32 protein-coding genes and 1 tRNA gene are annotated in these 24,689 nt (G+C 68.7%); 18 read left to right on the forward strand and 15 right to left on the reverse strand.

Annotated features, from left to right (window positions below; all coding sequences use genetic code 11):
• Nucleotide 1: 1 nt before the first annotated feature.
• The 5 genes from F9288_RS05180 to hemE all read right to left on the reverse strand — a co-directional run bounded on the left by F9288_RS05180 (nt 2) and on the right by hemE (nt 4,539).
• Nucleotides 2-598, reverse strand: coding sequence for an outer membrane lipoprotein carrier protein LolA (locus tag F9288_RS05180; RefSeq protein WP_254621082.1), 597 nt, complete (start codon nt 596-598; stop codon nt 2-4).
• A 60-nt stretch (nt 599-658) separates the two neighbouring features.
• On the reverse strand, nt 659-1,378 hold the full coding sequence (locus tag F9288_RS05185; RefSeq protein WP_174835652.1) for a YjbE family putative metal transport protein: 720 nt from the start codon (nt 1,376-1,378) through the stop codon (nt 659-661).
• Nucleotides 1,379-1,611: 233 nt separating this feature from the next.
• Nucleotides 1,612-2,868, reverse strand: a complete 1,257-nt coding sequence (gene rho / locus F9288_RS05190) for a transcription termination factor Rho (protein WP_174835653.1) — start codon at nt 2,866-2,868, stop codon at nt 1,612-1,614.
• A 165-nt stretch (nt 2,869-3,033) separates the two neighbouring features.
• Nucleotides 3,034-3,492, reverse strand: coding sequence for a CopD family protein (locus F9288_RS05195; protein ID WP_174835654.1), 459 nt, complete (start codon nt 3,490-3,492; stop codon nt 3,034-3,036).
• 24 nt (nt 3,493-3,516) lie between these two features.
• Nucleotides 3,517-4,539, reverse strand: a complete 1,023-nt coding sequence (gene hemE, locus F9288_RS05200; RefSeq protein ID WP_302675330.1) for a uroporphyrinogen decarboxylase — start codon at nt 4,537-4,539, stop codon at nt 3,517-3,519.
• 298 nt (nt 4,540-4,837) lie between these two features.
• Between hemE and F9288_RS05205 the strand changes: the two genes are divergently transcribed.
• The 11 genes from F9288_RS05205 to F9288_RS05255 all read left to right on the forward strand — a co-directional run bounded on the left by F9288_RS05205 (nt 4,838) and on the right by F9288_RS05255 (nt 11,583).
• Nucleotides 4,838-5,668 (forward strand): pyruvate, water dikinase regulatory protein, encoded by an 831-nt coding sequence (locus tag F9288_RS05205; protein WP_174835656.1) that lies wholly within the window; start codon nt 4,838-4,840, stop codon nt 5,666-5,668.
• Nucleotides 5,665-6,255: a nucleoside triphosphate pyrophosphatase gene (locus F9288_RS05210; RefSeq protein WP_174835657.1), complete on the forward strand. Its 591-nt coding sequence runs from the start codon at nt 5,665-5,667 to the stop codon at nt 6,253-6,255. Before F9288_RS05205 ends, F9288_RS05210 begins: the two co-directional genes overlap by 4 nt.
• On the forward strand, nt 6,252-7,064 hold the full coding sequence (locus F9288_RS05215; protein ID WP_174835658.1) for a shikimate dehydrogenase: 813 nt from the start codon (nt 6,252-6,254) through the stop codon (nt 7,062-7,064). Before F9288_RS05210 ends, F9288_RS05215 begins: the two co-directional genes overlap by 4 nt.
• Nucleotides 7,061-7,654, forward strand: a complete 594-nt coding sequence (coaE, locus tag F9288_RS05220; RefSeq protein WP_174835659.1) for a dephospho-CoA kinase — start codon at nt 7,061-7,063, stop codon at nt 7,652-7,654. Before F9288_RS05215 ends, coaE begins: the two co-directional genes overlap by 4 nt.
• Before the next feature lie 7 nt (nt 7,655-7,661).
• Nucleotides 7,662-8,354, forward strand: a complete 693-nt coding sequence (gene dnaQ, locus F9288_RS05225) for a DNA polymerase III subunit epsilon (protein WP_174835660.1) — start codon at nt 7,662-7,664, stop codon at nt 8,352-8,354.
• 55 nt (nt 8,355-8,409) lie between these two features.
• Nucleotides 8,410-8,994 carry a ribosome-associated translation inhibitor RaiA gene (gene raiA / locus F9288_RS05230; RefSeq protein ID WP_174835661.1) on the forward strand — a complete coding sequence of 195 codons (585 nt, stop codon included), beginning with the start codon at nt 8,410-8,412 and terminating at the stop codon, nt 8,992-8,994.
• Between the two features lie 17 nt (nt 8,995-9,011).
• Nucleotides 9,012-9,482: a PTS sugar transporter subunit IIA gene (locus F9288_RS05235; protein WP_174835662.1), complete on the forward strand. Its 471-nt coding sequence runs from the start codon at nt 9,012-9,014 to the stop codon at nt 9,480-9,482.
• Complete coding sequence (locus F9288_RS05240; RefSeq protein WP_174835663.1) at nt 9,469-9,924, forward strand: PaaI family thioesterase; 456 nt, start codon at nt 9,469-9,471, stop codon at nt 9,922-9,924. The genes F9288_RS05235 and F9288_RS05240 overlap by 14 nt, the downstream gene beginning before the upstream one ends.
• Entirely contained in the window at nt 9,921-10,250 is a 330-nt protein-coding gene (locus F9288_RS05245) for a DUF1491 family protein (RefSeq protein ID WP_174835664.1), read from the forward strand. The genes F9288_RS05240 and F9288_RS05245 overlap by 4 nt, the downstream gene beginning before the upstream one ends.
• A gap of 161 nt (nt 10,251-10,411) precedes the next feature.
• Nucleotides 10,412-11,050: a cell wall hydrolase gene (locus F9288_RS05250; protein ID WP_174835665.1), complete on the forward strand. Its 639-nt coding sequence runs from the start codon at nt 10,412-10,414 to the stop codon at nt 11,048-11,050.
• Nucleotides 11,051-11,136: 86 nt separating this feature from the next.
• Nucleotides 11,137-11,583 (forward strand): MmcB family DNA repair protein, encoded by a 447-nt coding sequence (locus F9288_RS05255; protein WP_174838879.1) that lies wholly within the window; start codon nt 11,137-11,139, stop codon nt 11,581-11,583.
• A gap of 4 nt (nt 11,584-11,587) precedes the next feature.
• Here F9288_RS05255 and F9288_RS05260 read toward each other — a convergent pair whose 3' ends face one another.
• Nucleotides 11,588-12,184, reverse strand: coding sequence for an ankyrin repeat domain-containing protein (locus F9288_RS05260; protein WP_174835666.1), 597 nt, complete (start codon nt 12,182-12,184; stop codon nt 11,588-11,590).
• A 64-nt stretch (nt 12,185-12,248) separates the two neighbouring features.
• Here F9288_RS05260 and F9288_RS05265 point away from each other — a divergent pair, with 64 nt between their 5' ends.
• The 3 genes from F9288_RS05265 to F9288_RS05275 are packed head-to-tail and all read left to right on the forward strand — an operon-like array spanning nt 12,249 to nt 13,932.
• A complete protein-coding gene (locus F9288_RS05265) occupies nt 12,249-12,827 on the forward strand; it encodes an SCO family protein (protein WP_174835667.1) in 579 nt (192 codons plus the stop codon).
• The gene (locus F9288_RS05270; RefSeq protein WP_174835668.1) at nt 12,824-13,255 is read left to right on the forward strand and encodes a YcgN family cysteine cluster protein; all 432 of its coding nucleotides are present in this window, start codon (nt 12,824-12,826) and stop codon (nt 13,253-13,255) included. The genes F9288_RS05265 and F9288_RS05270 overlap by 4 nt, the downstream gene beginning before the upstream one ends.
• Nucleotides 13,252-13,932 (forward strand): M48 family metallopeptidase, encoded by a 681-nt coding sequence (locus F9288_RS05275; RefSeq protein WP_174835669.1) that lies wholly within the window; start codon nt 13,252-13,254, stop codon nt 13,930-13,932. Before F9288_RS05270 ends, F9288_RS05275 begins: the two co-directional genes overlap by 4 nt.
• Here the strand turns inward: F9288_RS05275 and F9288_RS05280 are convergent.
• The 7 genes from F9288_RS05280 to F9288_RS05310 all read right to left on the reverse strand — a co-directional run bounded on the left by F9288_RS05280 (nt 13,902) and on the right by F9288_RS05310 (nt 19,660).
• Complete coding sequence (locus F9288_RS05280) at nt 13,902-16,046, reverse strand: transglycosylase domain-containing protein (RefSeq protein WP_174835670.1); 2,145 nt, start codon at nt 16,044-16,046, stop codon at nt 13,902-13,904. The genes F9288_RS05275 and F9288_RS05280 overlap by 31 nt on opposite strands.
• Nucleotides 16,047-16,121: 75 nt before the next feature.
• Nucleotides 16,122-16,517, reverse strand: a complete 396-nt coding sequence (gene msrB, locus F9288_RS05285; protein ID WP_174835671.1) for a peptide-methionine (R)-S-oxide reductase MsrB — start codon at nt 16,515-16,517, stop codon at nt 16,122-16,124.
• A 70-nt stretch (nt 16,518-16,587) separates the two neighbouring features.
• Entirely contained in the window at nt 16,588-17,112 is a 525-nt protein-coding gene (locus F9288_RS05290) for a CAP domain-containing protein (RefSeq protein WP_174835672.1), read from the reverse strand.
• A gap of 79 nt (nt 17,113-17,191) precedes the next feature.
• The gene (locus tag F9288_RS05295; protein WP_174835673.1) at nt 17,192-17,824 is read right to left on the reverse strand and encodes a L,D-transpeptidase family protein; all 633 of its coding nucleotides are present in this window, start codon (nt 17,822-17,824) and stop codon (nt 17,192-17,194) included.
• 16 nt (nt 17,825-17,840) lie between these two features.
• Nucleotides 17,841-18,470: a PEPxxWA-CTERM sorting domain-containing protein gene (locus tag F9288_RS05300; protein WP_254621083.1), complete on the reverse strand. Its 630-nt coding sequence runs from the start codon at nt 18,468-18,470 to the stop codon at nt 17,841-17,843.
• Between the two features lie 258 nt (nt 18,471-18,728).
• A tRNA-Leu gene (locus tag F9288_RS05305) sits at nt 18,729-18,815 on the reverse strand.
• Nucleotides 18,816-18,928: 113 nt separating this feature from the next.
• Nucleotides 18,929-19,660, reverse strand: a complete 732-nt coding sequence (locus F9288_RS05310) for an MJ0042-type zinc finger domain-containing protein (protein ID WP_174835675.1) — start codon at nt 19,658-19,660, stop codon at nt 18,929-18,931.
• A gap of 160 nt (nt 19,661-19,820) precedes the next feature.
• Between F9288_RS05310 and ftsE the strand changes: the two genes are divergently transcribed.
• The 4 genes from ftsE to F9288_RS05330 are packed head-to-tail and all read left to right on the forward strand — an operon-like array spanning nt 19,821 to nt 22,634.
• Nucleotides 19,821-20,525, forward strand: coding sequence for a cell division ATP-binding protein FtsE (ftsE, locus tag F9288_RS05315; RefSeq protein ID WP_174835676.1), 705 nt, complete (start codon nt 19,821-19,823; stop codon nt 20,523-20,525).
• A 3-nt stretch (nt 20,526-20,528) separates the two neighbouring features.
• The gene (locus F9288_RS05320) at nt 20,529-21,404 is read left to right on the forward strand and encodes an ABC transporter permease (protein ID WP_174835677.1); all 876 of its coding nucleotides are present in this window, start codon (nt 20,529-20,531) and stop codon (nt 21,402-21,404) included.
• Complete coding sequence (locus tag F9288_RS05325; protein ID WP_174835678.1) at nt 21,401-21,934, forward strand: YdcF family protein; 534 nt, start codon at nt 21,401-21,403, stop codon at nt 21,932-21,934. The genes F9288_RS05320 and F9288_RS05325 overlap by 4 nt, the downstream gene beginning before the upstream one ends.
• A 13-nt stretch (nt 21,935-21,947) precedes the next feature.
• Nucleotides 21,948-22,634 carry a 1-acyl-sn-glycerol-3-phosphate acyltransferase gene (locus tag F9288_RS05330; protein WP_174835679.1) on the forward strand — a complete coding sequence of 229 codons (687 nt, stop codon included), beginning with the start codon at nt 21,948-21,950 and terminating at the stop codon, nt 22,632-22,634.
• Between the two features lie 12 nt (nt 22,635-22,646).
• Here the strand turns inward: F9288_RS05330 and F9288_RS05335 are convergent, their stop codons facing one another.
• Together F9288_RS05335 and hisC are read right to left on the reverse strand one after the other, a co-directional pair.
• Nucleotides 22,647-23,555: a prephenate/arogenate dehydrogenase family protein gene (locus F9288_RS05335; RefSeq protein ID WP_174835680.1), complete on the reverse strand. Its 909-nt coding sequence runs from the start codon at nt 23,553-23,555 to the stop codon at nt 22,647-22,649.
• Nucleotides 23,555-24,655 (reverse strand): histidinol-phosphate transaminase, encoded by a 1,101-nt coding sequence (hisC, locus tag F9288_RS05340; protein ID WP_174835681.1) that lies wholly within the window; start codon nt 24,653-24,655, stop codon nt 23,555-23,557. The genes F9288_RS05335 and hisC overlap by 1 nt, the downstream gene beginning before the upstream one ends.
• Nucleotides 24,656-24,689: the final 34 nt, after the last annotated feature.

Genomic DNA, 24,689 nt, shown 5'->3' on the forward strand with positions numbered 1-24,689 from the left:
GCTAGCTGCGCGCCGAATTCCTCCGCGGGTCGCTCCAGCGGAACGTCCCGTCGTCAACCGGGGTGTTGAAGCGCTGATCCGACAGGCGGATCGTGGTGCGGTTGCCCTGGCTGTCGAGCATCACCCAGCCCTGCAACATCAGCCCGCCCGGCGCGCCCTCGTCACGCGCGAAGACCAGGGTGATGCGGCCGTATTCGGGGTGTTTCGCGTCATAGCCCTCCACCGACAGCACGCGCGGGTCGGCCGAGGGCACCACCTTGGCATAGCCGCTGATGTCCTTGTTCGGATTGATCAGCACGCCCAGCGGCGTGTTGCCGATCGGCCAGCGCTGCACCTGCTTCACCGAATAATCGATGAAGGTCAGCGCCTTGCCGTCGCCGACGATCAGGATCGGCACGCCCTTCTCATATTGGAAGCGGATCTTGCCGGGTTTCTTGAGCGTCAGCGTGCCGGTCAGCACCTTGCCGTTGCGGTCGGTCTGGGTGAAGGCCGCCGTCATGCTCGACACCGCCGCGAGATGACGCTGCACCTGCGCGAGATCGCCGGTCTGCGCGGCGGCGGGAACGGCCATGGCGATCGCCGCGACGGGCAGGAACATTCTCATATCCATAAGCCGCACTATCCCCTCCGCGCGTTGAATGCACCGTGAACCCGATGTTCAGAACAGCGACACCAGCCCCTGCGTGCCATGGGTGCCGATCCAGCCTTCGTAGATCATCTTGAGCGCGACGAAGAGGATCACCGCAAGCCCGACATAGGCGATCCAGCGATAACGATCGATGATCCGCGCGATCAGGTTCGCCGCGACGCCCATCAGCACGACCGAGAGCAACAGGCCGACGACGAGGATGCCGGGATGCGCCCGCGCCGCCCCCGCTACCGCCAGCACGTTGTCGAGGCTCATCGACACGTCCGCCACCGCCACCGCCCATGCCGCCGCCGCGAAGCTGCGCGCGGGGGCAAGGCCCGATTGCTGGGTATCGTCGGCAAGATCGGCCGCATGCCCGCCGCTCCTGATCTCGCGCCAGAACTTCCAGCTCACCCACAGGAGCAGCAGCCCGCCGGCGAAGATCAGCCCGACGATGCCCATCAGCCAGGTGACGATCAGCGCGAACAGGATGCGCAGCACCAGCGCCGCGCCGATGCCGATCATGATGACCTTGCGGCGTTGTTCCGCCGGCAGCCCGGCGGCGAGCGCCCCCACGACGATCGCATTGTCGCCGGCCAGCACGAGATCGATCATCAGCACCTGCCCGAACGCGGCCAGCGCCGCCGGATCGGTAAGATTCGAGAAATCGGCGATGATGTGCCGCCAGATATCGGCGAGCGAGCCCGGCCCCTGCACGGCGGCCGCGGCGGCGAGGAAAGTGAGGATCAACGCGAAAGCTCCCGGATTGCGTCACCGGCACGAACGGCGGAGCCGGCGCTTCGGTTGCGCCGCCGTGTTACAGGGCTGCGGGAACGGGCGCCATGGGTTTGCTTGGAGAGCGGCCTCGCGGTCTTGCGCCGAGTGGCGACGCGGCGAAGCCGCGCCGTCGGACGGGTTCGCTGCGCGACCCGCCGGCCGAACCGGTGTGAGTCCTGCGCCGGCACGGCGCAGGCCACGCTCGGTTACTGATTCATGCTCTCGAAGAAATCCTCGTTGGTCTTGGAATCCTTCATCTTGCCGAGCAGGAACTCCATCGCGTCGACGGTGCCCATCTGCATCAGGATGCGGCGCAGCACCCACATCTTGCTGAGCGTGCCCTTCTCGACCAGCAGCTCCTCCTTGCGGGTGCCGGACTTGCCGACGTCGATCGCCGGGAAGATGCGCTTGTCGGCCACCTTGCGATCGAGCACGATCTCGGAATTGCCGGTGCCCTTGAATTCCTCGAAGATCACCTCGTCCATCCGGCTCCCGGTGTCGATCAGCGAGGTGGAGATGATGGTGAGGCTGCCGCCTTCCTCGATGTTGCGCGCCGCGCCGAAGAAGCGCTTCGGCCGCTGGAGCGCATTGGCGTCGACGCCGCCGGTCAGCACCTTGCCCGACGAGGGGACCACGGTGTTGTAGGCGCGGCCGAGGCGGGTGATGTTGTCGAGCAGGATCACCACGTCCTTCTTGTGCTCGACGAGGCGCTTGGCCTTTTCGATCACCATTTCCGCGACCTGCACGTGACGCGTCGCCGGCTCGTCGAAGGTGGAGGAAACCACCTCGCCGTTCACCGTGCGCTGCATGTCGGTCACTTCCTCGGGCCGCTCGTCGATCAGCAGCACGATCAGGAACACTTCCGGATGGTTATGCGAGATCGCGCGGGCGATGTTCTGCATCATGATCGTCTTGCCGACGCGCGGCGGGGCGACGATCAGGCAGCGCTGGCCCTTGCCGATCGGCGCGACCACGTCGAGCACGCGGCCCGACTTGTCCTTGATCGTCGGGTCCTCGATTTCCATCTTCAGCCGCTCCTCGGGATAGAGCGGGGTGAGGTTGTCGAAGTTCACGCGGTGGCGGACCCGGTCGGGGTCCTCGAAATTCACCGTGGAGAGCTTGGTCAGCGCGAAATAGCGCTCGCCATCCTTGGGCGCGCGGATCTCGCCTTCCACCGTGTCGCCGGTGCGCAGGCCGAACTTGCGGACCTGGTTGGGCGAGACATAGATGTCGTCCGGCCCGGCGAGGTAATTGGCCTGCGCGCTGCGCAGGAAGCCGAAGCCGTCGGGCAGCACCTCGATCGTGCCTTCGCCCATGATCTGGTCGCCGTTCTCGGCCTGGACCTTGAGGATGGCGAACATCAGGTCCTGCTTGCGGAGGGTGGAGGCACCCTCGACGCCAAGCTCCTCGGCCAGCTGAACCAGTTCCGCCGGAGTCTTCTTCTTCAAATCTTTCAAGTGCATGTGTGGTATGTCCCGATGGGATCGGTAAGGGGAGAGGTAGCTCGGACGGCGGATAACGCTCGCGAACGATGCTGTAGGGAGGCGGCGGGACAGGACAGCCCCACCGTCGCGTCGACCTAGGAAGAGTGAGGCGTCAAGTCAAGCGGCGATGCGGCCGCCTTTGCGTCAGAAGGGCCGCACGATCACCAGGATCACCGCCAGCATCGCGGCGATGGCGGGAATCTCGTTCATCATCCGCAAGGCGCGGTTGCTGATCGTCGGCTTGCCGCGCGCGAGCTTCTTCGAATAGCCCACCGCCCAGCCGTGATAGGCGGACAGCAGCAGCACGATCGCGATCTTGGCATGCAGCCAGCCGAGGCCGGGCGCCCCCGCGAGCAGCCCGAGGTTGATCGCCAGCATCGCACCGAACAGCCAGACGAGGATCATCGACGGGGTGAGGATGATGTTGCGCAGCCGCCGCTCGCGCTCCGTCCAGCGCGCGGCGTCGGCCGGGTCGGCCAGCCCTTCCTGATGATAGACCAGATAGCGCGGCAGCATGAACATCCCCGCCATCCAGAAGATGACGAAGATCACATGCCCGGCCTTCACCCAGTCATAGGCCACACCGAGGAAACCCGGCTCCATCCTGAATCTCCTGTCCCAGTCCCGCTACGAACGCACCCGCGCCACCAGTTGCTCGACATGAGCGATCGGCGTGTGCTGCCCGATGCCGTGGCCGAGGTTGAAGATGTGCGGCCGATCGCGGAATGCTTCAAGCACCCGGTCGATACCGCGCGTCAGCGCCGCCCCGCCGACCTCCAGCGCGATCGGATCGAGATTGCCCTGTACCGGAAGCCCGGCGGGCAGCACCGCATCGGCCCAGGCCGGATCGACCGTCTCGTCCAGCCCGATCGCATCGACCCCGGTGCCGGCGGCATAGGCGGGCAGCTTGCCGCCAGCGCCCTTGGGGAAACCGATTACCGGGACATGCGGATGGCGTTCCTTCAGCGCCCGCACGATCGCGGCATTGGGGGCGATCACCCAGCGTTCGAACTGCTCGGGCGACAGGCTGCCGGCCCAGCTATCGAACAATTGCACCGCCTCCACCCCGGCCTCGATCTGGCGGGCTAGGTAATCGACCGTCATCGCCACGATCGCGTCCACGATCACATCGAACGCCGCCGGATCGCGATAGGCGAACATCCGCGTCTCGCCCTGATCGCGGCTACCCTGCCCGGCGACCATATAGGTGGCGACGGTCCACGGGCTGCCGGCGAAGCCGAGAAAGGTGGTTTCGGCCGGCAGCATCGCCCTGACGCGCCGCACCGTCTCATAGACCGGATCGAGCCGCTCCGCCGCCCGTTCGAGCGACGCGAGCGGTTGCGTGGCCAGCGGTGGGACGAGGCGCGGTCCCTCGCCGGGGCCGAAGCTCAGTTCCTGCCCCAGCGCCCACGGCACCATCAGGATATCGGAGAACAGGATCGCGCCGTCGAAGCCGAAACGGCGGATCGGCTGCACCGTCACCTCGGCGGCGGCGGCCGGATCAGTGGCGAGCGCGAGGAATCCGCCCTTCTCCGTCCGTAGCGCGCGATATTCCGGAAGATAGCGCCCGGCCTGCCGCATCAGCCACATCGGCGGGGTCGCCAGCCTTTCCCCCTTGAGGACGTTCAGCAGGGCCTTGGTCACCGCGATGCGCTTCCTTCTTCCAATATAAGAGATTCAAGGAGGTTGTTGATGCAGTAGGCACGTGGGTTGCGGGGCTTATGCGCCGCTGCCGGAAATGCCAACAGCTTGACCGCGGGCGAGTCCGCGGATTCCCCCGGATTCGGGATTCGCCGTCCCCATGATCCACAGGCTGTTGAGGAACATCGCCGGCGTGGACCGGTTTGTGGACGAATCACCGCTTTTCCACGCCGCCGGTTGCGCCTTGGCGGGCCGGCACGGTTGCGCTAGCGCTTGTCCGCATGTTTTCCACAGGCTTGTTCCGGCGATGGTGAGGCTTCACCTCCACCTCCTATCGGATTCGACCGGCGAGACGCTGGAGAATATCGCCAAGGCCGCGCTCGCCCAGTTCGACGATGTCGAGACGGTGCGGCATTTCTGGCCGATGGTGCGCACCGAGGCGCATCTCGATCGCATCCTCCAGGAGATCGCGCAGAATCCGGGGCTGGTCATCTATACATTGGTCAATCCCGCCACCCGTGGCGCACTGGAGCAGCGTTGCCAGGCGCTCGGCCTGCCGATGGTCGCGCCGCTCGACCGGGTGACCGATGCGCTGTCGGACCTGCTCGGACAGCAGGCCAAGGGGCGGCCGGGCCGCCAGCACGCGCTCGACGCGGCCTATTTCGAGCGGGTGGACGCGATCCAGTTCACCATCGCGCATGACGACGGCATCGGATCGGAGGATTGGGAGCAGGCGGATATCGTCCTCGCCGGGGTCAGCCGCTCGTCCAAGACGCCGACGTCGATCTATCTCGCCAATCGCGGCTACAAGGTCGCCAATATCCCGATCGTGGTGGAAAGCCCGCCGCCGGCGACGCTCTACGCGCTGGAAAAGCCGTTGGTCGTCGGTCTCACCACCAGCGCCGACCGGTTGATCCAGGTGCGGCGCAACCGGTTGCTGTCGCTCAATCAGGCGCCGGAGACCGCCTATGTCGATCAGGAATCGGTGTCGAAGGAGATCGCCTTCGCGCGGCGCATGTTCACTGACAACGGCTGGCCGGTGATCGACGTGACGCGCCGCTCGATCGAGGAGACGGCGGCGGCGATCATCTCGCTGTGCAACGAACGGCGCGGCGAACGGGAGGGCGCGGGCGAATGAAGCTGATCCTCGCCTCGCAATCCGCCTCGCGCCGCGCGATGCTGGAAGCGGCGGGCGTGCCGTTCGCGGCGCAGCCGGCGCATGTCGACGAGGCGGCGGCCAAGGCCGCGCTCGCTGGCCGATCCCCGCGCGATCTCGCCGACGCGCTCGCCGAGCTGAAGGCGCTCAAGGTGTCGCAGCGCGAGCCGCAGGCGCTGGTGCTGGGATCGGATTCGCTCGTCGCGCTGGAGGATGGCGCGATCCTCGACAAGCCGGAGAGCCGCGAGCAGGCCGCCGCGCATCTCCGGCGCATGTCGGGCGGACGGCACGAGATCGTCAGCGCGGCGGTGATCGCGGAGGGCGGCCGGGCGGTGTGGCGGCATGTCGACCGCGCGAAGCTGTTCGTGCGGCCGCTCTCGCCCGCGTTCATCGACGCGTATCTCGACGCCGAATGGCCGGCGATCGCAGGCTGCGTCGGCTGTTTCCGCATCGAGGGGCCGGGGGTGCAATTGTTCAGCCGGATCGAGGGCAGCCAATTCACCGTGCTGGGGATGCCGTTGCTGCCGCTTCTTTCCTATCTGCGTGAACGTGGAGTGCTGCTGGCATGACGCGCCCTTATGCCGAGGTGATCGGCGATCCGATCGCCCATTCGAAATCGCCGCTGATCCACGGCTTCTGGCTGGAGAAACTGGGGATCAAGGCGGATTATCGCGCCACCCATGTCCTGCCCGACGACTTGCCGCGCTATATCGCCGAGCGGCGCGACGATCCGGCGTGGCACGGCTGCAACGTGACGATCCCGCACAAGATCGCGATGCTCGATCTGGTCGACGATCCGGGCGAGGTGCGCGATTCGATCGGGGCAATGAACACGATCGTGCGCGATTCGGACGGGCGGGTATTCGGCACCAATACCGACGCCGCCGGATTCTACGCGCCGCTCGCCGAGGTGGATCTTGCCGGCGCGCCGGTGGCGGTGATCGGCGCGGGCGGCGCGGCGCGGGCGGTGCTGTTCGCGCTGGCGCGGGCCGGGGTCGGCCCGGTTACGATCCTCAATCGCAACCCTTTGAAGGGCGCGGCACTGCTGGCGCGCTTCGGGCTGAAGGGCGATGCGTTGCCGTTGTCCGCCGCGCTCCCGCCGGCCGCCCTGCTGGTCAACACCAGCGCGCTGGGCATGACGGGCCAGCCGCCGCTGGAGGTGGACCTGTCGCCGCTGCCGGACGGGGCGATCGTCTATGATATCGTCTACGCTCCGCTGGAGACCGGCCTGTTGCATCAGGCCGAGGCGCGCGGGCTGGAGAGGATGGACGGGCTGGAGATGCTGATCGGGCAGGCGGCGATGGCGTTCGAATTGTTCTTCGGCCGCCCCGCCCCGCGCGTCCACGACGCCGAGTTGCGCGAGCTGCTGACGCGATGATCCGGCTCGGCCTCACCGGCTCGATCGGCATGGGCAAATCGACCGTGGCGAAGCTGTTCGCCGAGGAGGGCGTGCCGGTGTTCGACGCCGATGCCGCCGTCCACCGGCTGCAGGGGCCGGGCGGTGCGGTGGTCGGGAGAATCGAGGCGCGCTTCCCCGGCACGACCGACCCGCGGGGAGTCGACCGCGAGAAGCTCGGCGCGGCGGTGCTGGGCGACGATGCGGCGATGAAGGCGCTGGAAGCGATCGTCCACCCGGCGGTGGGCGCGGAGCGCGCGCGGTTCCTCCGCGACCATGCCGACGCGCCGCTCGTGCTGTTCGATATACCCTTGCTGTTCGAGACCGGCGGCGATCGCGCGGTGGATAAAGTGGCCGTGGTCTCCGCCGCGCCTCATGTCCAGCGCGCACGCACGCTGGAGCGCCCCGGCATGACGCCGGAGAAGTTCGACGCGATCCTCGCCCGCCAGACGCCCGATGCGGAAAAGCGCGCGCGCGCCGATTTCGTCATCCCCACCGATGTCCCGCTGGAGGAAACCCGCGCGGCGGTGCGTGCGGTCATCGCTTGCCTGTCGCGTCCGACAGGCCGATAACGGGCGCATGCGGGAAATCGTGTTCGATACCGAAACGACTGGCCTCAGCTTCTCGGGCGGGGACAGGCTGGTGGAGATCGGCTGTGTCGAGATCTTCAACCGGGTGGAGACGGGGCGCACCTTCCACGCCTATTTCAACCCGGACCGCGCGATGCCGGCGGAGGCGTTCGCGGTGCACGGCCTGTCCGACGCCTTCCTTTCCGACAAGCCGCGCTTCCCCGAGCTGGTCGAGGCGATGCTCGATTTCATCGGCGACGCGCCGCTGGTCGCGCACAATGCCGGATTCGACTTCGGCTTCCTCAACGGCGAACTGAAGCAGTGCGGCCGTCCACTGGTATGTACGACGCGGATGGTCGACACGCTGACCATCGCGCGATCGAAACATCCCGGCGCGAAGCACACGCTCGACGCGCTCTGCTCGCGCTACGGGATCGACCGGTCGCATCGCGTGCTGCACGGCGCCTTGCTCGACGCGCAATTGCTGGCGCAGGTCTATGTCGAGCTGCTCGGCGGGCGGCAGATCGGGCTGGGGCTGGTCAGCGACGTGACGGTGGTCGCCGCGCAGCCGGCGCAGGTGCGGACGCCCTCGGTGGTGCGTCCCGCTCGCGCTTTTTCGGCAAGCGAGGCGGAACTCATCGCCCATGCCGCGTTCATGGGGAGGGTGAAGAACCCGATATGGGGGAGCGATGCGTCCGCGTGACGCAGATCCGGCGCGCGGGGTCAGGCCCGCCGTCGAAGCAAGTGGAGAGAAGAAGATGGATATCCGCGTTTCTGGTCATCAGGTCGCAACGGGCGGTGCGCTCAAGACCCATGTCGAGGAGCGTCTCCAGAGTATCGCGGACAAATATTTCTCCCGCGCCCTTTCCGCCGAGGTGACGTTCGGCAAGGGCCCGCGCGATGTGGGATTCACATGCGACATCGTCGCGCATGTGATGAAGGGGCTGGTGCTGAAGGGCCGGAACGAGGCGCAGGACGCGCACCTCGCCTTCGACGGCGCGGCCGGGCGGATCGAGACGCAGCTCCGTCGCTACATGCGCCGGCTGAAGGACCGCCAGGCCGACAAGGCGCTCGAGATGGCCGAGGCCAATGGCTATGACAATGCCGGCTATACGCTGTTCGCCGAGAGCGCGATCGACGAGGAGGCCAGCGAGGCGCCGCTGATCGTCGCCGAGACGCGCGTCGACGTGCCCGACGCCAGCGTGTCCGATGCGGTGATGATGCTCGACCTGCGCAACACGCAGGCGCTGCTGTTCCGCAATTCGGGCACTGGCGCCTATAACATGGTCTATCGCCGGGGCGACGGGACGATCGGCTGGGTCGAGCCGCAGCGGGCACGCTGAGGCAGCCGATTATCGACATGACCAGTGATCTGAGCGACCTGCTGTCGCATGACCTCATCCTCGTCGACGTCGTCGCGTCGAGCAAGAAGGCGCTGTTCCAGCATATCGCGGCGATCTGCGGCGGGGCGCTCGCGCTCGATCCCGCGACGATCGCCGCCGCGCTGGCGGAGCGCGAGCGGCTCGGCTCGACCGGCTTCGGCGGGGGCGTGGCCATCCCGCACACGCGGATCGCCGGCGTGCCGCGCATCGCGGTGCTGGTCGCGCGGCTCGCCAAGCCGATCGACTTCGCGGCGGTGGACGATGCGCCGGTCGATATCGTCGTCGCGATGCTCTCGCCGCTCGACGCGGGGGCGGAGCATCTGAAGGCGCTGGCGCGCGTCTCGCGCCGGTTTCGCGATCGCGCCTTCGTCGACAAGCTGCGCGGCGCCGGCTCGCGCGACGCTTTCTATGCGCTGCTGACGGCGGACGAGGCGCGTGAGGCATCCTGAGGGCGCGGAAGCGCATTTCCGCGCGCTCGAATCGCTTTATGCGGCGGCGCCGATCAACCGCTTCTTCGATTCGGCGCTGGAGATACCGGAGGCCGGCGTCGCCCGCATCCGCTTCACGGTGGACGAGCGGCATTTCCATGCCGGCGGCGCGACCCACGGCACCGCTTATTTCAAGATGCTGGACGATGCGGCCTTCTATGCTTGCAACAGCCTGGTGACGGACCGCTTCCTGCTCACCACGCAGTTCAGCCTGCTGTTCACGCGGCCGCTGCCCGCCGGGCCGGTGGTGGCGGAAGGACGCTGGATCAGCGGCCACCGCCGCGTGTTCGTCGGCGACGCGCGGCTGATCGACGCCGAAGGCGAGGAAGTGGCGCGCGGCACCGGCACCTTCATGCGCAGCCGCATCGCGCTCGCTGGCCTGCCGGGTTATCGTACCGAATGAGCGGGCGGCTGCCCGCGCATGTGACGGTGGACGCGCTGCTGCGCCGGGTGAACGACGCAGGCGGCATCGCGGTGGTGCGCGCGCGTGGCGATCGGCAGGCCGGCGCGATTCTCGTCATCGACGAGCGCGAGGTGTCGGTGCTGGAGCGCGGAATCGGCCCCGATGGGGGCATCGCGCTGATCGAAACCGGTCCGTCGGCGGGGCGCGGGGAATCGCTCGACGATTATTGGCAGCGCCGCCGCCAGCGCGATCCAGACCTGTGGGTGGTTGCTCTGGATATCCCGCAGGCGAAACGGTTCGCCGCTGAAACGATCTGCGATGATTGACTCCGTTGCGTCGCACAAACACTAACCGCGCGTTCATGTTTCAGCGTTGTGCCGAGTGCGGGTGCGATCCGTTCGGTGACGCAGTCGGGGGGGAACCCGGCCGGTCCTGTCCTTCGTGACGACCGCGCATCCGCGTCCCAACCGCCCATGTCTGTTGTTGAATGTCGTTTCATGCCCGGATCGCGGTTGCCGCGACCATGACTCTTGCGATCGTCGGTCTCGCTGTTGGCAGCAGCGCCGGCCTTGCCGCTGAAGTGGCGCCCACCGCGCTCGCGACGATCCAGCCGGCCTATGTGCCGTCGATTCCCAATCCCGTCGTTCCCACCGTCACCCCCACGCCGGGCGAGGCTGTTGCCGCCGACGCGCAGCCGGACGATACCATCGCCTATCCGACGCTCGCCGCCGCGGTCGCAGCGCAGCAGACCAAGGGCGAGATGGATGACGATCTGCGCTGTCTTGCCGGCGCGATCTATTATGAATCCAAGGGCGAGCCGCTCGCCGGCCAGCTCGCGGTGGCCGAGGTGATCCTCAACCGCGCCGACAACGGTCGGTTCGGCAGCAGCATCTGCGGCGTCATCACCCAGCCGGGCCAGTTCTCCTTCGTGCGCGGCGGCCGCATTCCCAGCGTCGATCCGTCGCGCCCGGCATGGCGCACCGCGCTGGCCGTCGCCAAGGTCGCGCTCGACGATGCGTGGGAAAGCGACGCCAGCGATGCGCTCTACTTCCATGCCCGCCGCGCCGCGCCGGGCTGGGGTCGGGTCAAGGTCGCCTCGATCGGGAACCACGTTTTCTACCGCTGATCTTTTTTTCGTTCCTGAGATGTTCTAGAGGGGGCGGGGTGACGATCACCTCGCCCCTTTCGGTTCTGGACGAATCGCTCGCGCCGATGATCGCCGCCGATGTCGCGCGCGGCGTGACGCGGATGCTGCTGCGGCACGAGCTGACCGCGATCGCCGAGGTGCCGCTGGAGGGCGGGCGGCGCGCCGACCTGATGGCGCTCGACGCGCGCGGGCGGATCACGATCGTCGAGATCAAGGTCTCGCGCGCCGATCTGCTCGGCGATGCCAAGTGGCGCGACTATCTCGATCATTGCGACCGCTTCTTCTGGGCGGTGCCGGCCGGATTCGATGCGTCGCCGATCCATGGCGAGGCGTTCCTGCCCGAACGGACCGGGTTGATCGTCGCGGACCGCTATGACGCGGCGGTGCTGCGCGAGGCGCGCAGCGAGCCGCTTGCGGCGCATGTCCGCAAGCGTTGCACCCTTGCCTTCGCCCGCCGCGCCGCCCGCCGCCTGATCGCGCTGGGCGACCCGGAAGCGGAACCGGGGTTCTAGGACGTCACAGCTTCGGTCCGGCGACGTCGCGATGCACGGTCTTGGGTTTTTCGTCGATCAGCTTGGCGATCGCGGGGGAGCGCGAATCGGCATGGGCGTAATCGCGCGCGGACATGCCAGCGACATTGTCGGTCATGTCCGGGTCCGCTCCCGCCGCGAGCAGGACGCGCACCAGCGGCAGGTCGCGGCGCTGCACCGCGCGGATCAGCGGCGTCTCGCCCGCGCTGTTGGCGAGGTTCGGATTTGCCTTCACCAGCAGCAAGGTGTCGACCAGCGTGTTCTGGCCGTACTGGATCGCCATCAGCAGCGGCGTGTCCCCCTTGCCGTTGCGCAGGTTGGGATCGGCGCCGCGCGAGAGGAGATAGCGCAAATACATGTCGTCGCCGCGCTTGATGACGATGTGCAGCGCGCCGTCGCCGGTGGTAACGTCGCGCGTGTTGATGATGCGCTGGCCGGGCTGGTCGAGGATCTTCGTCACCTCGTCGCCCTTGGCGTCCTTCACGGCCTGGAGGAACTTGTAGCTCTGTGACTGTTGCTGCGCGGCGGCGGGCAGCGCGGCGGTGCCGGCGAGGATCGCGGCGGCGAGGAGGATGCGCTTCATTGGCGTCTCGATATTCCACACGAGGTTGCGATAGAGGCTCTAACAGATCATCTCTGGCGGTGCCATGAAACTGCGTCTTGCCTTTCTCATCCCCGTCGCGCTCGCCGCCTGCTCCCCCGCGAAGCAGGCGGAGCATCCCCCGCTCGAAGGCGCGCGTATCGGCGGCCCCTTCACGCTGACCGACCAGAACGGCCGTCCGGCGAGCGACCGGGACTTCGCCGGTAAATACCGCATCATGTATTTCGGCTACACCTTCTGCCCCGACGTCTGCCCCCTGGACATGCAGAATATCGGCGCGGCGCTGAAGATCGTGGAGAAGGAACAGCCAGCGGTCGGCGCGCGCGTCGTACCGGTGTTCGTGACGATCGATCCCGCGCGCGATAATCCGGCGGTGCTCAGGCAATTCGTCGCGGCGTTTCACCCGCGCATGATCGGGCTGACCGGCACGCCCGATGAGATCGCGAAGGTGGCGAAGGAATATGCGATCTATTATGCGCGCGGCAAAGGCAGCGCCGGCGGCTATCTGATGGATCACAGCCGAGCCGCCTATCTGATGGCGCCGGACGGCAAGCCGATCGCCCTGCTGTCGCAGGAGGGGCCGCCGCGCAAGATCGCCGACGAGATCGAACGCTGGGCGAAATGACGCGCTTCTGGGAAGACACGCCGCTCGACAAGCTCGACCGCGCGCAATGGGAGGCATTGTGCGACGGCTGCGGCAAATGCTGCATCCACAAGCTGGAGGACGAGGAGACCGGCGAGCTGATCCCGACCAACGTCGCCTGCCGCCTGCTCGACCGGCGCAGCGGGCGCTGCTCGGATTATCGCCACCGCCACGCCTATGTCAGCGAATGCGTGCGGCTCAGCATGCGCAACGTGGGCGAGATCGACTGGCTGCCCGCGACCTGCGCCTATCGCCTGCGCGCGGCGGGCGAGCCGCTGCCCGAATGGCATTATCTGGTGTGCGGCGATCCCGAGGCGGTGCATCGCGCGGGCCAGTCGGTGCGCGGCTGGACGATCAGCGAGGACGATGCCGGCGATCTGGAACACCATATCGTCGATCGCGAATTATGACCGCCGGGATCGAGGTCGTCCGGCATCCGCGCGCGCGCCGGGCGAAGCTGTCGATCGATCCGGCGAGCGGGCGCGCGCGGCTGGTGATCCCGCAGCGCGCCTCGGCCAAGGCGGCGCTGGCCTGGGCGGCGACGCAGGGCGAATGGCTGGACCGCCAGCGCGCCGCGCTCCCCATCGCGAAGCCGTTCGTGGACGGCATGACGGTGCCGTTCGACGATGCCGCGCTTGTCGTCACATGGAATGAAGCGGCGCCGCGCCGGGTGCTGCGCGACGGCGATCGGCTGATGCTCGGCGGCCCGCGCGAGACGATCGGCCGCCGCGTCGAGGCGTGGCTGAAGCGCGAGGCGCTGCGGCTGTTGAGCGAGGATACCGCGCATTATGCCGCGCTCGCCGGGGTCAGGGTGACGAAGGTCGCGATCGGTGACGCGCGCGGGCGCTGGGGGAGCTGCGCGGCGTCGGGAACGATCCGCTACAATTGGCGGCTGGCGCTCGCCCCGCGCGCGGTGCGCCGGGCGACCGTCGCGCATGAAGTGGCGCACCGCGTCCATATGAACCATGGCGCGGCGTTCCACGCTTTGGTCGCGACGCTCTACGGCCGCGATCCGCTGCCGGAACGCCGCTGGCTGCGCGCGCACGGTGCGGCGCTTCACTGGTACGGGCGCGGGTCCGACGAATAGGTGGCCGGCGGCGGCTGGCGGTTCCCCTGCGGCGGCGTCGCGGGCCGCCGCTGGTCGCGGCGCGGATCGCGGCCGGTGACCCGGTCGATCCAGTCCTGATCGAGCCGCTCCTGCGGCGGCGGCGGTGGCGGCAGCGCGTTGCCGTCGTCATCGACCTGCGGCTGCGGCCGGGAACGGTCGGGCGGCGGCGGATTGGCATAGTCGGGCGGACCGGGGACGCCGCCGGGCACGGGATTGCCGTCCGGATCGACGAACAGGCTGTTGTCCGGCGCGCCGTAATAGCTTTCCGCGTCCGGCTCGAGCTGCGCCTCGGGCAAGGTGACCTGCGTCTCGAACTGCTCGATCGGGCGCTTGGCCACCGCGCGGATCATGAAGTCGTGGAAGGCGCGCGCCGGCGCGGTGCCGCCGTGCAGCCCGGCGATCGGCCTGGCGTCGTCACGCCCCATCCATACCCCGGTGGTGAGGCCGGAGGAGAAGCCGAGGAACCAGCCGTCCTTCGACGAGCTGGTCGTGCCGGTCTTGCCCGCGACCGGGCGGCCGATCTGCGCCGCGCGGCCGGTGCCGGTGTTCACCGTCGTCTGGAGCAGGTCGATCATCTCCGCCGCGATCTGCGGCGCGACCAGCACGCGGCTGCGATCCACCTCATGCTGGTAGATCGTCTCGCCGTTGGCCGTCACCTTGAGGATGCCGTAGGGCGTCACCGCCACGCCCTGGTTGGCGACGCTGGCGAAGGCGCGCGTCATGTCGATCAGCCGCACGTCCGAGGTGCCGAGCACCATCGAGGGATGGGTGTTGATCGTGGTGGTGATGCCGAAGCGCCGCGCCATGTCCGCCACGGTCGCGAAGCCCACTTCCTGGCCGAGCTTGGCGGCGACGGTGTTGAGCGAATAGGCGAAAGCGGTGCGCAGCGTCACCTGCCCCGAATTGCGCCGCGAATCGTTGCGCGGTGACCAGCCGTCGATCGTCACCGGCTCATCGACCTCGGTCGATTCGGGCGTCTTCCCCGCCTCCAGCGCGGCGAGATAGACGAACAGCTTGAACGCTGATCCCGGCTGCCGCTCCGCCTGCGTCGCGCGGTTGTAGATCGACGAGACGTAATCCTTGCCGCCGACCATCGCGCGCACCGCCCCGTCGCGGTCGAGCGCGACCAGCGCGCCTTGCGCGCCGTTCGGGGCGTTCTGCCGGATCGCGGCGTCGGCATCGCGCTGCATGTCGAGATCGAGCGTCGTCCACACGTCCAGCGGCTTCTCGGTCTCGTCGATCAGCAGCTCAAGCTGGGGCAGCGCCCAGTCGGTGAAATAGCGGACGCTGTTCTGCTTCGGCTCCGGCGCCAGCGCGACCGATTTCGGATCGGCGGCGCGCGCCTCCCCGGCGGAGATCGCGCCGCTGTCCTGCATCGCCTGCAACACCACCGAGGCGCGGCCGACCGCCGCATTGGCGTCGGCGGTGGGGGAATAATTGGACGGCGCCTTCACCAGCCCGGCGATGATCGCCGCCTCCGGCAGCGACAGGTGATCCGCGCCATGCCCGAAGAATTTCCGCGAGGCCGCGTCAATGCCATAGGCGCCGCCGCCGTAATAGACCTTGTTCAGATACAGTTCGAGGATCTGGTCCTTGCTGAACTTGCGCTCCATCGCCAGCGCGAGGATCCATTCGCGGAACTTGCGGCCGAACTTCTTCTGGTTGTTGAGGAAGACATTGCGCGCGAGCTGCTGCGTGATGGTCGAGCCGCCCTGTACCCAGCGCCCGCGATCGAGCCGCACCTTCACCGAGCGCGCGACGCCGATCGGATCGACGCCGAGATGGCTGTAGAAGCGGCGATCCTCCACCGCGACGGTGGCGTCGCGCATCACCCTGGGGATGCGGTCGTAGCTCAGCCACTCGCCATAGCTCGGCCCGATCGACACGATCACCGTGCCGTCCGCCGCGTGGACGCGGATCATCTGCCCGTTGGGCGACGACTTGAGCTGATCGAAGTCGGGCAGCTGCGCGCGGGTGACATATACGGCGGTGACGAGCGCCCCCAGCCCAAGGATCGCGAGCAGCACGAGGAGCTTGATCGCAAGCGACAGGCGGCGGCGCCAGGGCGAACGGGTTCTAGGGGCGCGGGCCATCGGATCGGCTAGAGGGGATAGAGGCTTAGCCGTGGCTTAACAAGCGCGCGATTGCCGGCGGCGGCGGGCGGCGAATCAACGCCGCGCGTGGAAATCGAGGCTGACCGAGTTGATGCAGTAGCGCAGCCCCGTCGGCGGCGGCCCGTCGGGGAAGACATGGCCGAGGTGGCTGTCGCAGCGCGCGCAACGGCTTTCGGTGCGGGTCATGCCGTGGCTGGTGTCGGTATGGTCGGTCACCGCATCCGCCGCGATCGGGCGGGTGAAGCTCGGCCAGCCGGAGCCGGAATCATATTTGTCGGCCGAATCGAACAGCGCCAGCTCGCAGGCGGCGCAATGATAGATTCCGTCGGCCTTGTTGTCGTTGTATTTGCCCGCGAAAGCGCGCTCGGTCCCCGCCTCCCGCAGCACATGATATTGTTCCGGCGTCAGCCGCCGGCGCCATTCGGACTCGGAAAGGTCGAATTGTTCCATGCGGCGGAATTTCCGCTTCGCCGCGATCCGCGTCAAGCGGATTGGGGAACGGCCTCGCGGCGATTCCGTATCAGAACGGCCGCTCGCCGATGTAATTGCCAGCGTCGCTGTAGCGGCAGACCAGCACGTCCTCCACTTTCCCCCTGGCCAGCGCGCAGCCGACCTCGCCGGTGTCACGCCACATGAGCTGGGTGTAGTGGCCGATGTCGTCGACATCGCCGGTCGCGCTGTTGTTCGGGAACAGGCCGGGGGTGAAATAGCGCTTCTCGCGAATCCACGCATCGACCATCCGCTCGAGCGTGAAGGCGCCGCGCGTGCCGGCCCACAGATTCTCGCCCTGCGGATCGTTCTGGCGCTCGGGCGCGTGCTCGAAGCGGCCGGTCGCGGCGAGGTGATCGGCCCAGCCCTGCGCGGAGGCGGCCAGCCGCCCGTCCCAGCGCAGCGGCGCGATCCCCATCGACACGCGCTCGCGGTTGTGCCGCGCCAGCAGCCGCTCGGCGAAGTTGGACGTGGGGTCGGTCGCGCCGACCGTCAAAGGGATGCTCGACAGCAGCGCGAGCGCCCCGAACAGCGATGTCAGTCGTTGATGCGACATGATTGGCCCATTCCGAGGAATGGACCTTTTCTCTCACCTGTCGGTCATCAGGCGATTGAGGGGGCTGGTTAGTTTTCGACTAACCACGAATCCTTGCGGGCGGCACGATCGCCACCGTGTCGCCGCGCTTCACCGCCGCGAACAGCAGGGCGGCGAAGGACGGCGGCACCCCGATGCAGCCGTGGGTGGCCGATCCGCGCCGCACGTTGCTGGCGTGGATCGCGACGCCGTCGCCGGTCAGCCGCAGCATGAACGGCATTTCGGCGTCATAGAGCGTGGAGCGGTGCTCCACCTGCTTTTCCATGATCGGGAAGACGCCGGTCGGCGTCGGCTTGCCGTCCGTGCCGTAGAGGATCACCGCCGAGCCGATCTCATGCCCGTCGCGGAACACCGACAGCAATTGCCGCCCGAGATCGATGCGCACCCAGGTGTCGCCTTTCGGGATATGCTGGTCGTTCCACACATAATCGCCGAAGCGCATCGATTCGCGGATGTTGAGCACGCTCCTGACCGTGCGCCGCTCGCCGTCGGGCAGCGCGAGCACGGGATATTGGCCGACCGGATACCAGATCCGCGGCCCCGTCTCGATCCGCCGCGCCGGGGGATCGGGCGCGGCGGGTTCGGGGCGATGACGCGTGAGCGCCGCGCCCAGCCAGATCGCGACCAGCAGGACGGCGAGCGGGAGGGCGGCGCGTGACAACGCGCGCGTCATCCGCCCCGCGCGCGGCTCAGCTATTGGCGGCCGCCGTCGGCCGTGACCGGCGACGCAATGCCATGCCGATGCCGAAGAAGCCAAGGATCATCATCCCCCAGGTCGCCGGCTCGGGCACGCTGATGACGGGGGGCGTGACCGGCGGTGTGACGGGCGGCGGGTTGACCGGTCCGGGGCCGGTGATGATCGGCGGGAAGACCGACGGGATCGGGCCGGGGCCGGGGACGGAAGGCACGGGATTGGCGATATCGGCAGGCGAGGCGAGTGGGCCGGCCACCTGATCGAAGGGGATCGCGCCCTCGTCGAGGAATGGCGGGCGCTCGCGCATCGAGGCCAGCACATGCTCGACCGGCGTCTCCGCGCCGGCCGGGTGCCGGCGCTCGCGCACCTGCGCCAGCGTCCGTTCGCGCGCCGGCTTCGTCTGGGTCAGCGCGCCGGGCGAGCGCGCGCCGGGCGAGCGATCGCTGAACACCGAAAGCGGATCGGCCAGCGCGGCCATCACCGCCGCCTTGGCCGCGCCGATGCCGCCCGCGCTCCGGTCGACCGCGACATAACCGGTGCCGACTCCGGATGCCGCGAGCAGACCCAGGAGAACCAGCCTCCTGCCCCTTTTCGCGATATTCAAACGGCTCAACTTCGGCAACACGGCCTTCCCCCTTGCGGAACGGTGACCCTGACTCAACCTAGATCGCGATCTTCCGGTCCCCGTCAATTCGGGTAACCAATTTCGTCCTGAAATGCGACACTTTATCTATGCGCTGTCAGCATTTGTTACATTTATCCCGGCGCGCCGCGTGGACGCGCCGGCCGGATCAAGGTTAACAATATCCTGAAGCGCCGTCCGATTCGCGCGTGGCGCGAAATCGCTATCGGGCAATGAAATCATCCGGCCCGCGAGGGGCAATGGTGCGGTCGAGAAGACTCGAACTTCCACGTCCTTTCGGACACAACGACCTCAACGTTGCGCGTCTACCAATTCCGCCACGACCGCACGTGATATCCACCGGGCTGGCCCGGCGATTGGCAGGACGGCGCCCCTAGCAAAGCGCCGCCGGGCTGGCAATGGCCCTTTTGGAAATGGCGCCGGCGTTTCGACGCCGCCGGTTATTTCCCGCTCTCGCCGGCGAAGCTCAGCTCCAGCCGCTTGGAATTGGCAGGCACGTCGAGCTTGGCGGAGTTGAAGTCGATCGACCCCTTCGGGCCGAGCGAGCGCTGCTGCGGCGTGATCGTCCAGCTATAGACGATCCGGCCCTGCGCGTCGCGCAGGTCGGCGCGGATGTCGGGGACGCGCTGGCGCGTGCCGGAAGGGTTGAGCACCTTGCCGCTCACCGCGAACAGCTCGCTGCCATTGGCCATCTCGCGCCGCTCGATCGGATTGTCGACCAGCCGCAGCGGCGATTCCGCCGGGCCGAACGACAGGCCGAGCTGCTGCGCCAGCCCCGGCGCGCTCATCCACACGATCGCCCCCACCGCGACCAGCATCAGCACCCCGGCCGCGATCGCCGCGATCGTCCAGCGGCGCGACTGGTCGCGGCGCGGGCGGAACGGCGGGCGGTGCGCGAAGGCGTCGTAATCCGGCTCGGCCGCCGGCATCGCGGGGCGATCCGCTTCCGCCGGAGCGGCGGCGACCGGCGCCCCGGTCTGGGCGGCGGGCAGGCCCGGCGGCGGGGCGGCTGGTGTCGCCACCGCTTCGCTCAATGCCTCGATCGCCGCCGCGCCCGGCTCCTGATACCAGCTATGCCGGCAATTGGCGCAACGCACGACCCGCCCCGACATCCCGATCGCGCTGTCGGGGACGAGATAGCGGGTGCGGCATTCGGGGCATTCGAGGATCATGTCGCGACACACGCTGGAGCGGCAGGAACGGGCTTGAATCCGTGAATCTAAGCACGCCCCGCATGGTGCTGGCAAGCAATGAGTGCGCCGGCCTTGAAGCGAGGCCCCGGCTCGTGCGATGGCGGACGGGCAAGGGGCGGGAAGGCGGACGGCGCCGGCAATGGCGAATATCGTGCAGTTCGAGAATGTGGGGCTGCGCTACGGCACCGGCCAGGAGACGCTGTCCGACCTCAGCTTCAACCTGGCGAGCGGCGCTTTCTATTTCCTCACCGGGGCGAGCGGGGCGGGCAAGACCTCGCTGCTCAAGCTGCTCTATCTCGCGCAGCGGCCGAGCCGGGGGATCATCCGACTGTTCGGCGAGGATGCGGTGACGATGCCGCGCGGGCGGCTGCCCGGATTCCGCCGCCGCATCGGCGTGGTGTTCCAGGATTTCCGCCTGATCCCGCATCTTTCGATCGCGGACAACATCGCCTTGCCGTTGCGCGTCGCCGGGGTGCCGGAGGCGGATGTCTCCGGGCCGGTGAGCGAGATGCTCGCCTGGGTCGGGCTGGGCGATCGCGGCGCGGCGCGGCCGGCGACGCTCTCCGGCGGGGAGCAGCAGCGCGTGGCGATCGCGCGCGCGGTGATCGGGCGGCCGGAGATCCTCGTCGCCGACGAGCCGACCGGCAACGTCGATCCGGAGATGGCGGACCGGCTGCTGCTATTGTTCGATTCGCTCAACCGGCTGGGGACCACGGTGCTGGTGGCGACGCACGACCTCCACCTGCTCAGCCGCGTGCCCGACGCGCAGATGATGCGGCTCGACAAGGGGCGGTTGCAGGACCCGACCGGCGCGCTGCTCCACCCGCCGGGCAGGCAGGGCTAGGCGATGGCGTACAGCACCGCCAGGCTGCTCGACGACGCGCGCGACGGCCGGGCGATGACATGGGTCATCGCGATCATGCTGTTCCTGACGGTGCTCGCCGCCGCGATGGGGCTGGCGACGCGCAACGCCGCGACGACGCTGGAACGCTCGCTCGCCGGGCGGCTGACGGTGCAGCTCACCAGCGGCGCGCCGGCCGCGCGCGCGGCGCAGGGGGCGCGGCTCGCCGCGCGGCTGCGCGCCACGCCGGGGGTGACGCGCGTCGCGCCGGTGAGCCGCGCGGCGCTGGCCGAGCTGCTGCGCCCGTGGCTTGGCGCGGACAGCGCCGATCCCGCGCTGCCGCTGCCGGTGATGATCGATGTCGACCTTGCGGATGGCACGCCGGCGACGCTGGCGCGGGTGCGCGCGGCGGTGGCGAGGATCGCCCCCGAAGCGCGGATCGACGCCCATGCGAGCTGGATGGCCGCGATCGCCGGGATGCTCTCGCTGGCGACGTGGATCGGCGCGGGGCTGGTCGCGCTGATGGCATCGGCGACGGCGATGGTCGTGGTGCTCGCCGCGCGCGCCGGGCTGGACGCGCATCGCGCGACGATCGAGGTGATGCACATGCTCGGCGCGACCGATGTGCAGGTGGCGCGGCTGTTCCAGCGCCGCATCGCGCGCGATGCCCTGGTCGGCGGCGCGATCGGCGGCGCGGGCGCGCTGGCGCTGGTCGCGGTGATCGGGATGCGCGGCGCCGGGCTTGGCTCGGAGCTGCTCGGCGCGGCCGGGCTGGGCGCGGGGGCGTGGGTGGCGCTCGCGCTGCTGCCACTTTGCTTCGTCCTGCTGGCGATGGCGGCGGCGCGGGTGGCGGTGACGCGCGCGCTGAGGAATATCCTGTGATCAGCCGGCTGATCGGTCTGGTCGCGGTCGCCTGGGGGCTGGGCTTCGCGGCGTTCACGCTGCTGCTCGCCCGCCCGTCGGACGTGGCGCGGACCGATGCGATCGTCGTGCCGACCGGCGGCGTCGGGCGGATCGCGCGCGGGCTGACGCTGATCGAGGAGAAGCGCGCGCAGCGGATGCTCGTCACCGGCGTCGCGCCCGGCGTGGGCAAGCGCGAGCTCGCCGCCGCCTTCGGCCACGCGCCGGCGATCGATTGCTGCGTCGATCTCGGGCGGCAGGCGGTCGATACACGCTCGAACGCGGAGGAGACCGCCGCCTGGGTGCGCGAGCATCATTATCGCTCGGTACGGCTCGTCACCTCCGACTGGCATATGGCGCGCGCGCGGATGGAGCTGCGCGCGGCGCTCGACAATGACGTGACGATCGTCCGCGACGGCGTGACGACCGAACCGAGATTGCGGCAATTGGTGAACGAATACAACAAGCTGATCCTGCGCCGCGTGGTGCTGTGGCTGGGCGTTGGCAAGTGAACGAATGGGGCAAATGACCGACTGGCTGAGGACGATCGCCTTCCGCGCCTTCTTCTACATCGTCTCGGTGCCGATCGTGCTGTGCGTGCCGGTCGCGGCGCTGTTCGGGCGGCGCGCGGTGATCGGCTATGCGGACGGCTGGGCGCGGGTGCATCGCTGGGCGATGCGCGCGATCCTCGGCATCGAGAGCCGGGTGGAGGGGAATGTGCCACGCGGCCAGTTCCTCTACGCCGCCAAGCATCAGGCGATGTACGAGACGCTGGAGCTGCAACTCATCCTCGACAGCCCGGCGATGGTGCTGAAGCGCGAGCTGCTGCGCATCCCGATCTGGGGCTGGGCGACGACGCGCTACGGCTCGATCGTGGTGGACCGCGATGCCTCGAGCAAGGCGTTGCGCCAGTTGATGCGCGACGGCGCGGCGGCGAAGGCGTCGGGCCGGTCGGTGATCGTCTATCCCGAAGGGACGCGCGTGCCGCCGGGAGAGATGCCGCCGCTGCGCTCCGGCTTCGCGGGGCTGTACAAGGCGCTCGACCTGCCGGTGGTGCCGATCGCCACCGACAGCGGGCGGCTGCTACCGAAGAAGGGGGCGAAGCATTCCGGCGTGGTGACGTTCCGCATCGGCGAGCCGATCCCGCCCGGCCTGCCGCGCCGCGAGGCGGAACAGCGGGTGTGGGAAGCGATCAACGCGCTGGAAGAGTGACGGGTCTCGACTCTATCCGTGCCGCCGGCCGAAATCGGCGGCCGCGTCGTCCTGCCCCTGATCGACGATCGAGCGGCGGATCGCGCGGGTCTGGGTGAAATGATCGAACAAGGTGTCGCCGTCGCCCCAGCGGATCGCGCGCTGGAGCTGGGAGAGGTCCTCGCTGAAGCGCTGGAGCATCTCCAGCACGGCTTCCTTGTTGCTGAGGAACACGTCGCGCCACATCGTCGGATCGGATGCCGCGATCCGGGTGAAATCGCGGAAGCCGCCGGCGGAGAATTTGATCACTTCCGATTCGGTCACTTCGGCGAGGTCGTTGGCGGTGCCGACGATCGTATAGGCGATGAGGTGCGGCAGGTGGCTGGTGATCGCCAGCACGCGATCGTGGTGGTCCGGCGCCATCGTCTCGACATCGCTGCCGAGCCGGCGCCAGAATTCCGCCACCCGCTCCGCCGCCGCCGCATCGCCGCCCGGCAAGGGCGTGACGATGCACCAGCGGCCGTGGAACAGCGAGGCGAAGCCCGCCTCCGGCCCGCTCCGCTCGGTGCCGGCGACCGGATGGGCGGGGACGATGATCGCGCCCGGCAGCGCCTCGGCCAGTGCCTTCGCGACCGATTCCTTGCTCGATCCCACGTCGCTGACGATCGCCTCGGCCGGCAGGTCGGCGGCGATCTCGCGCGCCACCGCGCCCATCGCGCCGACAGGGACGCACAGGATCACCAGCTCCGCGTCGGTGACGGCGGCGGCGGCGGTGTCGGTCACGTCGTCGACCAGATCGAGCCGGCGGACCGTCTCGCGCACCTCCGCGCTCGCGTCATGGCCGGTGAGGCGGACGGTGGGCATCGCCTGACGCACCGCGCGCGCCACCGACGAGCCGATCAGCCCCAGCCCGATGATCGAAACGCGCGCGAAGGGCAGCATCAGTCCGCGCCCGCCATGCGGCGAAGCGCGGCGACCACGCCTTGCGTCTCATCGGCGGTGCCGATCGTGATGCGCAGGCCGTGCGGCAGGCCCTGTCCGGGAAGCCAGCGGACGATATAGCCCGCCTCCATCAGCCCCTTGTAGGCCGCCTCGGCGGTAAGCTCGCCCTCGAACAGCACGAGGATGAAGTTCGCCTGGCTGGGGATCGCGCGCAGCCCGGCATTGCCGAGCTTGCCGATCTCTTCCGCGAACCACGAACGCCATCGCGCGTTGTGCGCGCGGGTGCCGGCGACGAATTCCGCGTCGCCGACCGCCGCGACCGCCGCCGCCGTGCCGGCGATGGTGATCGAGAAGGGCAGGCGGATGCGGTGCATCGCCTCGATGATCGCGGGCGCGCCATAGCCCCAGCCGATCCGCTCGGCGGCGAGGCCGTACATCTTGGAGAAGGTGCGCGTCACCAGCACGTTCGAGGCGGTTTCGGCCAGCGCCATGCCGCCGTCGTCGTCCTCGCCGTCGATATATTCGGCATAGGCATGGTCGAGCACGAGCAGGATATCGGGGCGCAGCCCGGCGTGGAGCCGCTCGATCTCGGCGCGCGGGGCGTAGGTGCCGGTCGGGTTGTTGGGGTTGGCGACGAACACGATGCGGGTGCGTGGGCTGACGGCGGCGAGGATCGCGTCGACGTCGGTGGCGTAATCCTTGTCCGGCGCGATCACAGGCGTCGCGCCGACGCGACGGGTGGCGATCGGATAGACCGAGAAGCCGTAATTGACGTAGATCACCTCGTCGCCCGGCCCGGCGAAGGCCCCGGCGGCGAGGTGCAGCACCTCGTCCGATCCGTTGCCGTAGATGATCCGCGCCGGATCGAGCCCGTGCTTCGCCGCCAGCGTCTCGCGCAATTCGGTGGCGCCGGCGTCGGGATAGCGTTCGAGGCTGGTCGCGGCGGCGGCGAACGCCGCGCGCGCGCGCGGGCTGGTGCCGAGCGGATTCTCGTTCGACGAGAGCTTGGCCACCTTGCGGCCGTCGTCGGTGGTGGAGCGGCCCGGAATATACGGGGCGATCTCCATGATCCACGGCTTGGGAACGGGTGCATTCGTCATGGTCGCCGCGCTTACGCGGAGAGCGCCGCGCAGG

The sequence above is a fragment of the Sphingomonas sp. CL5.1 genome (genome assembly GCF_013344685.1).
Taxonomy (GTDB): Bacteria; Pseudomonadota; Alphaproteobacteria; order Sphingomonadales; family Sphingomonadaceae; genus Sphingomonas.

Excerpts from the sequence above, each read along its gene's own strand:
- msrB (WP_174835671.1), bottom strand. The coding sequence starts at position 16,517 with ATGGAACAATTCGACCTTTCCGAGTCCGAATGGCGCCGGCGGCTGACG.
- F9288_RS05260 (WP_174835666.1), bottom strand. The coding sequence starts at position 12,184 with ATGAAGCGCATCCTCCTCGCCGCCGCGATCCTCGCCGGCACCGCCGCG.
- F9288_RS05205 (WP_174835656.1), top strand. The coding sequence starts at position 4,838 with ATGGTGAGGCTTCACCTCCACCTCCTATCGGATTCGACCGGCGAGACG.
- F9288_RS05275 (WP_174835669.1), top strand. The coding sequence starts at position 13,252 with ATGACCGCCGGGATCGAGGTCGTCCGGCATCCGCGCGCGCGCCGGGCG.
- F9288_RS05280 (WP_174835670.1), bottom strand. The coding sequence starts at position 16,046 with ATGGCCCGCGCCCCTAGAACCCGTTCGCCCTGGCGCCGCCGCCTGTCG.
- F9288_RS05310 (WP_174835675.1), bottom strand. The coding sequence starts at position 19,660 with ATGATCCTCGAATGCCCCGAATGCCGCACCCGCTATCTCGTCCCCGAC.
- rho (WP_174835653.1), bottom strand. The coding sequence starts at position 2,868 with ATGCACTTGAAAGATTTGAAGAAGAAGACTCCGGCGGAACTGGTTCAG.
- F9288_RS05320 (WP_174835677.1), top strand. The coding sequence starts at position 20,529 with ATGGCGTACAGCACCGCCAGGCTGCTCGACGACGCGCGCGACGGCCGG.
- raiA (WP_174835661.1), top strand. The coding sequence starts at position 8,410 with ATGGATATCCGCGTTTCTGGTCATCAGGTCGCAACGGGCGGTGCGCTC.
- F9288_RS05330 (WP_174835679.1), top strand. The coding sequence starts at position 21,948 with ATGACCGACTGGCTGAGGACGATCGCCTTCCGCGCCTTCTTCTACATC.
- ftsE (WP_174835676.1), top strand. The coding sequence starts at position 19,821 with ATGGCGAATATCGTGCAGTTCGAGAATGTGGGGCTGCGCTACGGCACC.
- F9288_RS05290 (WP_174835672.1), bottom strand. The coding sequence starts at position 17,112 with ATGTCGCATCAACGACTGACATCGCTGTTCGGGGCGCTCGCGCTGCTG.
- F9288_RS05195 (WP_174835654.1), bottom strand. The coding sequence starts at position 3,492 with ATGGAGCCGGGTTTCCTCGGTGTGGCCTATGACTGGGTGAAGGCCGGG.
- F9288_RS05235 (WP_174835662.1), top strand. The coding sequence starts at position 9,012 with ATGACCAGTGATCTGAGCGACCTGCTGTCGCATGACCTCATCCTCGTC.
- F9288_RS05215 (WP_174835658.1), top strand. The coding sequence starts at position 6,252 with ATGACGCGCCCTTATGCCGAGGTGATCGGCGATCCGATCGCCCATTCG.
- F9288_RS05265 (WP_174835667.1), top strand. The coding sequence starts at position 12,249 with ATGAAACTGCGTCTTGCCTTTCTCATCCCCGTCGCGCTCGCCGCCTGC.
- hisC (WP_174835681.1), bottom strand. The coding sequence starts at position 24,655 with ATGACGAATGCACCCGTTCCCAAGCCGTGGATCATGGAGATCGCCCCG.
- F9288_RS05295 (WP_174835673.1), bottom strand. The coding sequence starts at position 17,824 with ATGACGCGCGCGTTGTCACGCGCCGCCCTCCCGCTCGCCGTCCTGCTG.
- F9288_RS05210 (WP_174835657.1), top strand. The coding sequence starts at position 5,665 with ATGAAGCTGATCCTCGCCTCGCAATCCGCCTCGCGCCGCGCGATGCTG.
- coaE (WP_174835659.1), top strand. The coding sequence starts at position 7,061 with ATGATCCGGCTCGGCCTCACCGGCTCGATCGGCATGGGCAAATCGACC.
- F9288_RS05245 (WP_174835664.1), top strand. The coding sequence starts at position 9,921 with ATGAGCGGGCGGCTGCCCGCGCATGTGACGGTGGACGCGCTGCTGCGC.
- F9288_RS05180 (WP_254621082.1), bottom strand. The coding sequence starts at position 598 with ATGTTCCTGCCCGTCGCGGCGATCGCCATGGCCGTTCCCGCCGCCGCG.
- F9288_RS05255 (WP_174838879.1), top strand. The coding sequence starts at position 11,137 with ATGATCGCCGCCGATGTCGCGCGCGGCGTGACGCGGATGCTGCTGCGG.
- F9288_RS05335 (WP_174835680.1), bottom strand. The coding sequence starts at position 23,555 with ATGCTGCCCTTCGCGCGCGTTTCGATCATCGGGCTGGGGCTGATCGGC.
- F9288_RS05250 (WP_174835665.1), top strand. The coding sequence starts at position 10,412 with ATGTCGTTTCATGCCCGGATCGCGGTTGCCGCGACCATGACTCTTGCG.
- dnaQ (WP_174835660.1), top strand. The coding sequence starts at position 7,662 with ATGCGGGAAATCGTGTTCGATACCGAAACGACTGGCCTCAGCTTCTCG.
- F9288_RS05270 (WP_174835668.1), top strand. The coding sequence starts at position 12,824 with ATGACGCGCTTCTGGGAAGACACGCCGCTCGACAAGCTCGACCGCGCG.